12 protein-coding genes are annotated in these 12677 nt (G+C 40.3%); 8 read left to right on the top strand and 4 right to left on the bottom strand.

The window, feature by feature from the left end; genetic code table 11:
* Nucleotides 1–104 precede the first annotated feature (104 nt).
* The 5 genes from serS (at nucleotide 105) to FTU77_RS10830 (ending at nucleotide 4739) form a co-directional block, all read left to right on the top strand.
* Nucleotides 105–1376: a serine--tRNA ligase gene (gene serS, locus FTU77_RS10850; protein ID WP_168378122.1), complete on the top strand. Its 1272-nt coding sequence runs from the start codon at nucleotides 105–107 to the stop codon at nucleotides 1374–1376.
* Nucleotides 1377–1449: 73 nt separating this feature from the next.
* Nucleotides 1450–2844 carry a siroheme synthase CysG gene (gene cysG / locus FTU77_RS10845; RefSeq protein WP_180055771.1) on the top strand — a complete coding sequence of 465 codons (1395 nt, stop codon included), beginning with the start codon at nucleotides 1450–1452 and terminating at the stop codon, nucleotides 2842–2844.
* A gap of 3 nt (nucleotides 2845–2847) precedes the next feature.
* A complete protein-coding gene (locus FTU77_RS10840) occupies nucleotides 2848–3552 on the top strand; it encodes a hypothetical protein (RefSeq protein ID WP_180007575.1) in 705 nt (234 codons plus the stop codon).
* Nucleotides 3553–3590: 38 nt separating this feature from the next.
* Nucleotides 3591–4070: a tRNA (cytidine(34)-2'-O)-methyltransferase gene (locus FTU77_RS10835; RefSeq protein ID WP_180055770.1), complete on the top strand. Its 480-nt coding sequence runs from the start codon at nucleotides 3591–3593 to the stop codon at nucleotides 4068–4070.
* Nucleotides 4071–4238: 168 nt separating this feature from the next.
* Nucleotides 4239–4739 (top strand): hypothetical protein, encoded by a 501-nt coding sequence (locus tag FTU77_RS10830; protein ID WP_218947298.1) that lies wholly within the window; start codon nucleotides 4239–4241, stop codon nucleotides 4737–4739.
* Nucleotides 4740–4850: 111 nt separating this feature from the next.
* On the opposite strand, the gene FTU77_RS10825 is transcribed toward FTU77_RS10830, so the two are convergent.
* Nucleotides 4851–6458, bottom strand: coding sequence for a PT dipeptide repeat lipoprotein (locus FTU77_RS10825; protein WP_180055769.1), 1608 nt, complete (start codon nucleotides 6456–6458; stop codon nucleotides 4851–4853).
* Nucleotides 6459–6528: 70 nt separating this feature from the next.
* Nucleotides 6529–6924: a hypothetical protein gene (locus FTU77_RS10820; protein ID WP_180055768.1), complete on the bottom strand. Its 396-nt coding sequence runs from the start codon at nucleotides 6922–6924 to the stop codon at nucleotides 6529–6531.
* A 152-nt stretch (nucleotides 6925–7076) separates the two neighbouring features.
* Here FTU77_RS10820 and FTU77_RS10815 point away from each other — a divergent pair, with 152 nt between their 5' ends.
* From FTU77_RS10815 to FTU77_RS10805, 3 genes are all read left to right on the top strand, one after another.
* Nucleotides 7077–8273, top strand: coding sequence for a cupin-like domain-containing protein (locus FTU77_RS10815; RefSeq protein ID WP_180055767.1), 1197 nt, complete (start codon nucleotides 7077–7079; stop codon nucleotides 8271–8273).
* A 66-nt stretch (nucleotides 8274–8339) separates the two neighbouring features.
* Nucleotides 8340–9152, top strand: coding sequence for a DUF6502 family protein (locus tag FTU77_RS10810; RefSeq protein WP_180005061.1), 813 nt, complete (start codon nucleotides 8340–8342; stop codon nucleotides 9150–9152).
* The gene (locus FTU77_RS10805) at nucleotides 9130–9768 is read left to right on the top strand and encodes a hypothetical protein (protein ID WP_180025802.1); all 639 of its coding nucleotides are present in this window, start codon (nucleotides 9130–9132) and stop codon (nucleotides 9766–9768) included. Before FTU77_RS10810 ends, FTU77_RS10805 begins: the two co-directional genes overlap by 23 nt.
* Before the next feature lie 61 nt (nucleotides 9769–9829).
* Here FTU77_RS10805 and FTU77_RS10800 read toward each other — a convergent pair whose 3' ends face one another.
* Both FTU77_RS10800 and FTU77_RS10795 read right to left on the bottom strand, forming a co-directional pair.
* The gene (locus FTU77_RS10800) at nucleotides 9830–11227 is read right to left on the bottom strand and encodes an APC family permease (RefSeq protein WP_180007581.1); all 1398 of its coding nucleotides are present in this window, start codon (nucleotides 11225–11227) and stop codon (nucleotides 9830–9832) included.
* Between the two features lie 265 nt (nucleotides 11228–11492).
* Nucleotides 11493–12677 carry an iron-containing alcohol dehydrogenase gene (locus FTU77_RS10795; protein ID WP_111885299.1) on the bottom strand — a complete coding sequence of 395 codons (1185 nt, stop codon included), beginning with the start codon at nucleotides 12675–12677 and terminating at the stop codon, nucleotides 11493–11495.

Genomic DNA, 12677 nt, shown 5'->3' with positions numbered 1-12677 from the left:
AAGATTATTGGTCTAATAAGGGGCAGCTGTAAGCTCGGTCACTGTATTTTTGAGTGTTAAGAGCTTACACTATAGCCAGTTTTTTTCTTTACTTAAGATTGGCTATGATCGACCCGAAATTACTCAGAAATAATATTGAGGCTGTAAACTTAGCCTTAGCAAAACGTGGTGTTCAACTCAACGTAGCAGAGTGGGCAGACCTTGAAGCTCGCCGTAAGGAAATTCAGTCTAAAACTGAGTCGTTACAAGCTGAACGTAATGCTGGTGCAAAACAAGTTGGTCAAATTAAAAAAGCTGGCGGTGATGCATCTGAAATCATGGCACGTATGTCTGCTATTGGCGATGAAATTAAAGCGGCTGAACTCGCACTTTCTGACCTTCAAGCTGAACTCGAAGCCAAATCTTTATCGATTCCAAATTTACCTCATGAGTCTGTGCCAGAAGGTAAAGATGAAAATGACAATGTTGAAGTTTTAAAATGGGGTACACCACGTCAGTTTGATTTTGAAGTCAAAGACCATACTGATCTTGGTGAAATGATGGGCGGTTTAGAATTTGAAACCGCAACTAAATTGACTGGTACTCGTTTTAGCGTACTCAAAGGGCCATTAGCGCGTTTACAACGTGCAATTACCCAATTTATGTTAAATACACATACCTTGGAAAATGGCTATACCGAAGCTTATGTACCGTATTTAGTCAATGCAGACTCTTTACGTGGTACAGGTCAATTGCCTAAATTTGAAGAAGATTTATTTAAACTTCAAGGCGAAAAAGAATACTACTTGATCCCGACTGCAGAAGTGCCTGTAACCAACTTCGTGCGTGATGAAATCATTGACCCAGAACGTTTGCCATTAAAATATGCAGCGCATACGCCATGTTTTCGTAGTGAAGCAGGTTCGTATGGTCGTGATACGCGTGGCTTAATTCGTCAGCATCAATTCGACAAAGTTGAAATGGTTCAAATTGTAAAACCTGAAACGTCAATGGAAGCATTGGAACAGTTAACAGGTCATGCTGAAGGAATCTTGCAAGCACTTGGTTTACCGTACCGTAAAGTCGTACTTTGTGGTGGCGACATGGGCTTTGGCGCAATCAAAACTTATGATTTAGAAGTTTGGGTGCCAAGTCAAAATACCTACCGTGAAATTTCATCTTGCTCATGCATGGGTGATTTCCAAGCACGCCGTATGAAAGCGCGTTACCGTGCTGACCAAAAGAAAACTGAGTTTGTACACACGCTGAATGGTTCAGGTTTGGCCGTTGGTCGTACTTTACTTGCCGTGATGGAAAACTATCAACGTGCAGACGGTTCAATTGAAATTCCAGCAGTACTTCGTCCATATATGGGCGGTGCTGAATTTATCGATTAATAGTCGATAAAGTGCATACATTTGTGCACAAAAATTGCTTAAGACAATCAGATTTAAACTATTGAGGTCGTGTGTGGATATCTTTCCAATCTCTTTGAAGTTGCAGCAGCAACCTTGTCTGATTGTTGGTGGTGGTCGAATTGCATATCGAAAGGCTGTGCTGCTTGCAAAAGCGGGCGCACAGCTGACAGTTTGTTCACCCGAAATTGAAGATGATTTATTGAGCTTGGTTAATCAAACCCAAGGTCAATATCTCAACTCGGTTTATCACGAATCGGTTTATCAAGAAAATGCCATTGCGCTGCGTCAGTTTCGTTTAGTGATTGCAGCAACCAATGACAAAGCGGTCAATCAGGCGGTATTTGAAGCCTGCGAAGCTGAAAATGTCTTGGTCAATAGTGTCGATGATCCGCCGCATTGCCGTTTTATGGTTCCTGCGATTATTGACCGTTCTCCGCTGGTCATCTCTGTTGCATCCAATGGCACATCGCCAGTACTCTCGCGCCAAATACGCACCCAGTTAGAAAGCTCAATTCCGCATGGCATGGGCAAACTGGCTGAGTTCTCAGGTCAATGGCGTGCAGCTGTTAAAGCCAAAATCGTCAATCCAGATGAACGCCGTATTTTTTGGGAAGACTTGTATGCAAGCCCGCTCAAAGAGCAGGTATTTAATGACAATTTGACCGAAGCCAATCGTTTGATTGAACAGGCCATATTGGAATGGAAACAGCCGAAAGGCGAGGTGTATTTGGTGGGTGCAGGGCCGGGTGATCCTGAACTGCTGACCTTAAAAGCCCTGCGTTTAATGCAGCAAGCGGATGTGGTGATCTATGACCGTTTGGTTTCTCAGCCGATTATGGACCTCTGCCGCCGTGACGCTGAAAAAATTTACGTAGGTAAAGCACGATCTAATCATGCTGTTCCGCAAGAAGGCATCAATGCCTTACTGGTGAAATATGCAAGTGAAGGCAAACGTGTCTGCCGTTTAAAAGGCGGAGATCCATTCATCTTTGGCCGCGGCGGTGAAGAAATTCAGGAACTTTTTGCGGCAGGCGTTGCCTTCCAAGTCGTTCCAGGGATTACTGCTGCATCTGGTTGTTCGGCTTATGCAGGGATTCCTTTAACGCATCGTGATTATGCGCAAAGTGTACGCTTCCTGACAGGCCATCTGAAAGAAGGTTCGCCTGAGCTGCCTTGGAATGAGTTGGTTTATCAAAATCAAACGCTTGTGCTGTATATGGGCTTGGTCGGTCTAGAAAAAATTTGTGAGAAACTCATCGCGCATGGGCAGCGTTCAGACATGCCTGTCGCATTGGTTTCTAAAGGGACGACACCTGAACAAACAGTCGTGGTCGGGACATTGGCAGATATTGCATCTAAAGTCAGTGAATACCAAATTCAGGCGCCTACATTGACGATTATTGGTGATGTGGTGAGTCTGCGTGAACAGCTTCAATGGCTGGATTGATGGATGGCCTATTATTTTGCTGGCTATTATTTGTTGCGGCTTAAACAGCATGCATTATTGAACAGGGCTAATCAATTTATTCGTACTTGCAGTTCTTGCATTAATGATCATTTGATTAGCGATTGGTCTTATTCATGCGTTAAAAATGCACATTTTAAAATAGAAGATGTACAAAGCCAGTTTAATTTGTCTAATTTGCAATTGAGTAACTTGCGGAAGTGGGCTGATCAACATAGTTTGCAAGATCAGGTTGGTTGGATCAGCCTCTTTTACGATATTGAAACTGCTTTAGAATATAAGCATAAATTCTTTGAGCATTGTCAAAATGTTCACTTATTATCAATGTATATTGATGAAGAATATAGACAGGATATTCTTGAAATTTATAAACCTGCTTTTCCTAATATAGGAGAGGTCGGCCTTTATGCATGTTTGAAGAAGGTAATTGTTGAACCTGAAGATACAAATGAATTACTTTTAGGCTATGACTATATTGGCATAGAACCTTGTGGAGATTTTCACAGTTTTCATTGTCACCATCTTGCAGATAGGCTTTGTGAGAAATTCAATTTAGAACTTAATTACAATAATTTATTTGATGATTCTTCAAGACAGTCTGAAATTGAAGATTTTCTAAATGATGAATCGTCAGGACTTGAAGCAGTCCCATGGGGGATTGCAAAAGTGAAGTTGGTCAAATCTTGGTAAATATGTATTTATCAAACAATTTAATATAGAGAAAATACGTGATACATGTTGTTTTATACGAGCCAGAAATTCCTGCAAATACAGGGAATATCATTCGTTTATGTGCCAATACTGGAGCGCAGTTGCATTTGGTCAAGCCATTAGGTTTTGAGCTGGATGATAAAAAACTTCGCCGCGCAGGTTTGGATTATCATGAATGGGCACACATGAAAGTGTGGGAAAACTTTGAAGAATGCCTTGCGGGCTTAAAAGTGCAAGGTATTGAGATGGATGCCATTTATCCATTAACCACCAAAGGTTTTGAAACACCGCATACCTCTGATTTAAACCGTCCTGTAGCATTGTTGATGGGGCCAGAAACACGTGGTTTGCCAGAAGATGTCCGTATGATGTTCCCGAAAGAACATTGGATTCGCCTACCGATGGCACCAAATTCACGCAGTTTAAACTTGTCTAATGCTACTGCTGTGATTTTATATGAAGCTTGGCGTCAGCAAAACTTTAAAGAATTGGTCTAAGTGTGATCTGTTCAAAAAGCCGCTCTGTCGAGAGGTTTTTTATTGGGAGTGAGCACAGTGAACCATTTACAGCAATGAAGTTTTGTAAAATAAGGGCTTAATAACTTCAGCATCAATATAAAAATGTGTATAAGAACACTGTGAAGAAATAAAACGGGTACTTAAAACTTGAAATCTATAAATTTAAAAGCTTTTGGTGTCGTGATTGCGACCGGATTCATTTCATCAGTGAGTTGGGCTAATCCAACCGTATCAAACACAACGGAACAGACACCAGTCACCGTCACTGCAACTACAGAAAATGTTCCAGTTGTACCGAAGGTTGAGGTGATTAAGCCTTTTACTAAGGCTGAAGTACAACAGGGCATGCTGGAAATGCAGCAAAGACAAAATCAGCGTATTGAGGAATGGGGAAAAACACTAAAAGCCGACGATTTTGAGCGTTCTTGGTATGGTGGTCGCCAATTGAAAAAAGCAAAGCGTCAGGAAGTATGTGGGCTATATCAAGACTTAGTCAATGAAACATACAGCTTGGCTCAAAAAAATAAAGCGCGTCTTAGCCCTGCCGATCAGCAGTTAGTAGCAGATCGAAATCAATTTATTCAAAGTTTAGGTTATGAAAAAAATATAGTAGATACCAAGATGGGTTTTAACTGCCGCTTAAAATAATCGGTGTGTATTATTGCTTTGATCCATTTCAATAATTAATGTCCTTGATGTCGAAATAACAAGGACATAGAAAAGCTTAAGTACTTTTAAAAGCTCAAATTACCTCGTGAATTAATCAATTAGATTAAAGTCACTCAGCTCTGTTTGCAGATGTTTTGGATTATTTGCAAACAGCAGTTGACCGCTGGTGTATAACCAACCCAATTGACCTTGCTGCTGAAGACGTTTCAGTAAGACGTCGTTAAATGTCGACGTTGCAAAGACAGTTTCGCTAAAGACTTTAAACTCACCGACATTGGTGTTTTCACTGTCTTTCATAAACAGCATACCGTTTTTGGTGGTTGAACTCATATCTAAAGCACGGCTGACTAAGCGGTAACCGTCTTTAGCTTGCTCATCGATCATCTCCTGTAATTTTATGCTGCGTTCTACACTATTGCTGCCGGTTGGGTAAGTTTTATAGCGATAGCTGTAAGTGCCATGGTGTGCGCTGCTATTTATACAGGTTGCAACTTTAGGACTATTTTGTTTGCCGTTCAGAACTTCAGGTCGTAAACCTGTGAAATAGTTTTTGAACTGAATAATACGGCAGCCTTGGGCACCCAGTGTATTAAGTATGGTTTCCAGTTGCACTGGGTCGACGAGTGGGGAAACATAGCTGCTGTCATAGGTGTATGTTGCGGTATCATTTTCCTTCTTAATAAAATAATCTTTGAAATTCAGGGCATTGGTTGGTCTGACGCTATGCAGGTATTGATAGCCTGATTTGCCTTTTTCGTTTAACTGATTACGCCATGTAAAATAAATGTCAGCGGTAGAGGGTGCTGTACGATCTGCAACAATATGATTGAAACGCGTATTTTCATTGGCAAGTTTCATGTAGTTATTAACATTACCATTGTCCAGGGTTTTAGTATCATAGCCAATTAACTTATAACCGCTTTGTCCCATTGTATTGAGCTGAGCCAAGAAGTTTACTGTGTCGGTGGTATTAATAAAATTCTCAGACTTAAAATCTGCAGTTGTGATTTTGGTTTTCGGTTTTAAATTGGTGAAGAATTCATTGGAATTTTTTGTATAGCAGCGGCTGTCCTTGAGTGGGTCGGTAATTAGACCTCGTTGCATGATGATATAGCTTGGATTTGAAATCGTCGCGTTAATTACACAGAAAGAATTATTATTTAAAAAAGTTAAGACACGGTTGCTCGTCGCGCCACCTCTGACTGGTTGAAACTTAATGGCATGATATTCAAAGTTATTTAGAGTTGCAGCAGGCTGTATTTCACTCATGACCATGTCATGAAGTAATTGATAGCGTTTGGAAATAAATTCACCGCTGCAAGTTTTACTTGAACTATTGTGTACCGCATATTTTAGTTCTTCGTTCAGTGCACTGACTGAATTTTCACTGGTTTTATGAATTGAAATTTGTGGTAAATCGCAATTACTGTTACCGAGGGCAGAATTCCCTTGAATCCATTCACCTGTGAATTTATCCGCTACAGTTGTTGGCGTTGGCGTTGGCGTTGGCGTTGGCGTTGGCGTTGGCGTTGGCGTAGGTGTAGGTGTAGGTGTAGGTGTAGGTGTAGGTGTAGGTGTAGGTGTAGGTGTAGGTGTAGGTGTAGGTGTCGCGCCATCATCATTGGAGCTTGATCCACCACAGCCCACCAATGTCGTAAATACAGCAGCGATAATGCTGATTTTGTGATTATTATTCATGACTAGTGCTCAATAGAGTAAAGTTGTTATGTACGGCTGATGCGGTTGTATAAACATTTAAAATCAAGATTTATTGAACAAGGTGTGATTCAATCCAGCCATTGCCATGTTCTGTAGTGACTTCTATCAAACCTGTTTTAGTCATGTTTCCCGCAAAAATAATATCTGCATTTTTTGACAGTTTATTAATGACTTGGCTCGATTTATCGGCAGTTTTATAAAGCGGTAGATTATTAATTTTAGGTCTAAGTTGTTGTCCCATACTGAAACCATTTGCAGCATAATTTGAATTAGTCGTGGCCTGACTGCCTGTCCATTCTTTTGCGGTATTCGATACTTCTTTGGATGTTTCATTAAATTGATTCAGTGTATTTCTTAAATCACGCATGGTATCGGCAAAACCTGCATATACTGATATTGAAGCTAAAGACAGACTGCTAACGATGACTAAATGACGAATTTTCATGAACTTTCTCCTTTACTTTGTTATGTCATTCCGCGTGATATCTGACGGATTCATAACATTCGCGGTGTTTAAATAATTATAAAATGCGAAAATTTAGCATTTTTAAAATAGATCATTTATACTTCACTTGTAAAGAGGGTGGAGTGGTGAAAATGAATGTAGAAAGCCAGAGTGAACATCTAAAGCAAAGTAAAAATTGGTATCAATCCTTACCGACGGAATGGCAAAATTGGTTGAATGAAAATATTGAAAATGGTTGCGATGTACAGAAAATAAGTCTAATTTTACAATCACATGGATTAAGCCCAAGGGCGGATCAATACTTATTTTCTGATGCAGACCAACTTTCAGAACAGCTGCAAAATGAACTTTTGGAATACAGTCTTGAGGGCTTAGAAACAGATGAAATTTTAGAAAAAATTAAGCAAAAAAATATTTCAAATCATTTGATCATTCAGTTTCTAAAGCGTGTAAACAATAACGTAATTTTTAAAAAACTGAAGCAAGTACAGCAACAGCAGAATAAACAGCGTTGGCTATTACAGGTGATGGGTCAATTGAATCAATTGAACGACCACATTCCATCCACAATCGATTGCATAGAAACACCTGATTTTGAAACATTTATAGAGCGGTATTATAGCCAGATGCGACCAGTCATTTTAAAAGGTGGGATACAACATTGGCCTGCACTGCATAAATGGAGTCCTGATTATTTTGCACAGCATTTTGAAAATGATTTGGTTGAAGTCCAGATGCATCGTGAGCAGTATCAAGATTTTGAAAAAAAATCGGTACAGCTGAAACGCATTATTTTGATGCAAGATTTTGTCGCACAAATTAAAGCCTCTAAGCGTAGCAATGACATTTATTTAACTGCGAATAACGCCGCTCAAAATAAGCAGTTCATGCAAAAGATAAGTAAAGATCTAGGTGACTTCGCCAAAGGTTATTGTCAAAAAGAGATCAAAGATCGACATTTTTTATGGTTTGGCCCTGCAGGCACATTTACGCCGCTGCATTATGACTTAACCAATAACATGTTGGCACAAATCTATGGACGCAAGAAAGTGACTTTGATTCCTGCATGGCAAATGCCGTATATGTATAACGATCATTGGGTATTCAGTCAGGTTTTAGACGTTGCAAAGGCTGATCTAGCAGACTATCCACTGTTAGAAAATGTGACACCGTTCGAGTGCATTTTGCAACCAGGGGAAACCTTATTTATCCCAATTGGTTGGTGGCATAGTGTTGAAAGTTTAGATATCTCGATCAGTGTTTCTTTTACGCATTTTAATGTAAATAATCATTTTTTTACTGAATATCCTCAAGATCTCATCAGATAAAAATTGTGAAGTAGATTAAACAATGCGAAAATTTCACTTATGCAGTCTAATTTTCATGGCAATTCAATGAGCAAACTTCTCACTAATGAGGCAGATCAAAATTTACAGCAAGTATTGGTGCTGATGAATGAGCTGAGCCAATGGCTGATTCGCTCAGGTGTGGGATATACCGAGTTTACTGCTGCATTGAAACCGGTTTTTTTCCAACAAGCTGTACAAGAGTTAGAGCGTATCGATCAAAAACCGACGATTTCCGCGATCAGTTTACTTTCTGGCCTACACCGTAAAGACGTGACTGCTTATAAAGAAGTGATTTCTGAAGGTAAGGATTTGACCGAAGCGACTGTTTCGGAGCCGATTAGTGTGCCATCACGTGTGATGGGTTTGTGGCTTGCAGAAGGTTGGGGGGATTCTTTACCATTTAGCAGTGAGTCAGAAAATAGCTTTGAAATGCTGGTGAAAAGAATTTCAACAGAACGTCATCCGCGTTCAGTACTCAACGAGCTTATAAGGCTTGAAATTGCGACAGAAAAAGATGGGCAGATATATTTACAACAGCGTCGTTTTATTCCTGATCCTTCGCAGTTAGAAGCACGTAAAATTTTAACACGAAATGTTCAAGCGCATTTAGAAGCGGGTTTGCATAATTTATTGAATCCTGATGAAATACCTTACTTAGAACAAGCCATTTGTGCTGACGAATTAACAGAAGAATCGATTAATAAATTACATGAAATGAGCTTAGAGCTTTGGCAGAAATACTCACTACAACTTTTAAAACTTGCCGCGGAGCGTTGCGCAATGGATGACGGGAATCCTGAAGCAAATCGTGCATTTCGCTTTGGAGTTTATCAACATGATGCGAAAATTAAATTTTAAAATACTGACACTTTGCAGCCTGATGTCCATATTGTCAGGCTGTGAAATTGATTTTTTTTCGAGCGGTGGGGTAACGATCGAAGGCACAGGTGATCCAATCATTGATATCGGTCATGCAGGGGATGGCCGCGGAACAATTATCTTGGGGACACGATATTTAGAGTTTTCAGCTTCCGTGCAGGATTCTTGTTATGGCGTGGAACGTAAATTAGCCTTCCTCAATCCATTTGATCGTCAGTCGATTGACACAAAAACGTATGTAGAAATACCTGCTGCCCAAGCGGATCTTAATTCGCAAAATGTTCAATTGATCTTAAAAAATACCAATAGCGTACCAGTCACCATTCATTTGCAATGTGATATGCCATTAACCATGCAATTATTCGAGCAGGTTAGACCATATTTTCCAAAACAAGTATGTGATACACCTATAGATATCAAACTCTATCCACAACAACAGCATATATTTGAAGCAGCTGTAAATTTAGAGACTGTTGAAGATGGTATATGGTCACACGGTGATGGAGCATCGGTTGAATTAAAAGGCAATACACCAGACAAGTGTGAAGAAATTTCAATTCAATTTCAGCAATCTAGAAAATTCATACAACCTTAATTGGTATATTTAAAACAAAAAAGGCGCTTTAAGCGCCTTTTTTGTTTAGAGATAAACTTGATTAGAATTTATCATCAAATTCGTTATGTTGTGGTGCTGGGTGTTTAAAACCTTTAGTTTTATAACCAAGGTATAAAATACCGAACATTGCCCACCATAAACCATATTTCAAAGCAGTTTCTTCAATTTCTAACCACATCGCAAAGATACTGATAAAGCCAAGCATTGGAATAACGACAAAGCTAAAAATATCTTTGGCTGTTTTTGTGCGGCCATCACGAAGTGCATAACGTGAAATCACAGATAAGTTCACGAAAGTAAAGGCTGTCAATGCACCAAAACTAATCATCGAAATGACAATATCAAGATCCATAAAGCCCGCAGTTAATGCAACCGCACCTACAATCATGATGTTGTACGATGGTGTGAAGTTTTTCGGACTAATATGACCAAAGATCTTCTTGTTAATGACGCCATCACGCCCCATTACGTACATCAGACGTGATACACCGGCATGTGCAGAAATACCTGATGCCATTACTGTCACAATCGCAAAAGTTAAAACATAGGATTGGAACAGTGAGCCGCCGACGAGCAAGAGTATCTCTGGCTGTGTTTCAGCAATATTCTTGAAATAGTTACCCGGCTCAGCAGGGAAGAACAGCTGCATGAAGTAGGTACTAATAATGAAGATAATCCCTGCGATTAAAGCAGTTAAGAAAATCGCTTTCGGCAGTGTTTTCTCAGTATCTTTTGTTTCTTCTGCCAATGAACTTAATGAGTCAAAACCAGTGAACGAGAAGCACAGTAATGTTGCACCTGTAATCAGCGCACCCACAGACGTCAGCTCATTCCAGAATGGCTCAAGGCTCCATAATTGGTAGCGTTCTGCCGCAGAAATCGGGCCATCAGCATTGAAGCCCATTTGAAGCTTGCTGTAGACCATCCACGTGAAAATACCAATTACTAATAACTGCACAAGTACAATCAGGCTGTTAAAGTTAGCAACAAAACGCGCGCCGCGTAAGTTAATTCCAGTCATGAATGCCGTTAGCACAATGACCCATACCCAGTGGTTTACTGTTGGAAATAGTGCTTCAAGGTAAATCACTGCAAGAATAATATTCACCATTGGAGACAGCAGGTAATCTAGCCATGATGACCAGCCCACCATGAAACCAACGTTCGGGTGAATGGATTTTTGAGCATAGGTATACGCCGAACCCGATGATGGATAGCGACGGATCATATGTCCATAACTGATAGAGGTAAACAAAATTGCAATCAGGGCAATAATGTAAGATGTCGGCACGTGTCGATGACTTTCTTCAGAAACTAGACCGAAGGTATCGAACAAGGTCATCGGCTGAATATAAGCCAAACCAATAATAATAATGTGCCAGAGTCCAAGCGTTTTTTGCAGTTTAGCTGCCGATTGAGTCCCAGAGATATTTGTCAACGGCGTTATCCTCTTATCGTTGATCAAGGATCAGTCATATTCTAAGGATCGTTTGAGACGAACGATCCCCCCTACGTTTTAAAACAAAAGTGCGCCAATCTACTCCAAATTGGTACATTTTGTCAGTAACTTTGAAATTATTTTTAGCAGAAATTATGCCAGTTTGATTAAAAAATAACTGATATTGTGTTCTGCAAGTGAAAAGCCCGATGTTTAAAAAAACATCAGGCTTAATTTTTCGCTATATTCGCTTATTTTTCAGCAATTACCAAGCTTTTTTTAGAATAGTTTTGAGGTCTTCTAAGCTGGCTTCTTTAGGATTATAAATAATCGATCCATCATTCAGTGCTTTCTCTGCCACTTCATCTAATTGAGCTTCTGTCACCTTGCCAGTTTCACTCAAAGTACGAGGTAATTTGGTCAAACTAAACAAGCGGTCACGCATGGCTAAAAGTGTTGAAATGGCTTTTTCAGCGCGGAGGTTGGCCGGCGTTTGTGCATAAATATCAGGGCCAGCCAGTGGTAATAGCAATTCAGCAATCTTATCGCCATTTACTTCTTTGTTGTATTCCAACACATACGGCAGGAATAAGTTCATGCATAAGCCGTGGGGCAGGTGAGCGACTGCACCCAGTGCATGACCTAATGAATGCACTAATCCAACCATCGAATTCGAAAATGCAATTCCTGCCATCGTAGAAGCTTGTGCAAGTTCTAAGCGACCATGTGCATCGCTGGTATTATCTAATACACCAAATAAGCTATTGCTAATTTTCTTGATTGCGGCAGTTGCATAGGCATCTGAAATCGGGTTCGCCGCCATGCACGTATAGGCTTCAATGGCATGCGTCATCGCATCCATCGCTGTCATCGCCGTAAGATGAGGTGGCAAAGTTTGCGTCATACGTGGGTCAAGAATTGCCGCATGTGGCATCAAATAATTCGATGCAAAGGCCATTTTTACATTCTTTTCAGGGTCAGAAACCACAGCGACCATAGTCACTTCTGAACCTGTACCCGAGGTTGTTGGAATCACAAAAAATGGTTTTAACGGTTTTGGTAAGTTGTGCGCACCTGAGTATTTCAGTAAGTCATCGCCACCTTCAGACACCAAGATATTGGTTGCCTTAGAGGTATCAATGACTGAACCGCCACCGACTGCAATAATGGCATCACATTGGTTGTCGCGGTAAAGTTGAGCCGCTTTACGTACGGTTTCTAAACTTGAGTCTGGCGGAACATCATCAAAAATATATCCAATCACCGTCTCGGTGCTTTCAAATGCCGCTTCAATCGGTGCAAGTAATTGATTACTGCGAACGCCTTTGTCGGTAATGATCATGGGACGTTTAGCACCCAAAGTAGACAGTTCGAATGGGATGTGTTCTAAAGCAGCATGGCCAGCAATCACTTTTACAGGACAGAAAAATTCGTAATATGGTTTAGCCAT

It is taken from the genome of Acinetobacter sp. YH12142 (genome assembly GCF_013418435.1).
GTDB lineage: Bacteria > Pseudomonadota > Gammaproteobacteria > Pseudomonadales > Moraxellaceae > Acinetobacter > Acinetobacter amyesii.
The sequence above is the reverse complement of the archived record's forward strand: the minus strand, read 5'-3'. Positions and strand labels throughout refer to the sequence as shown.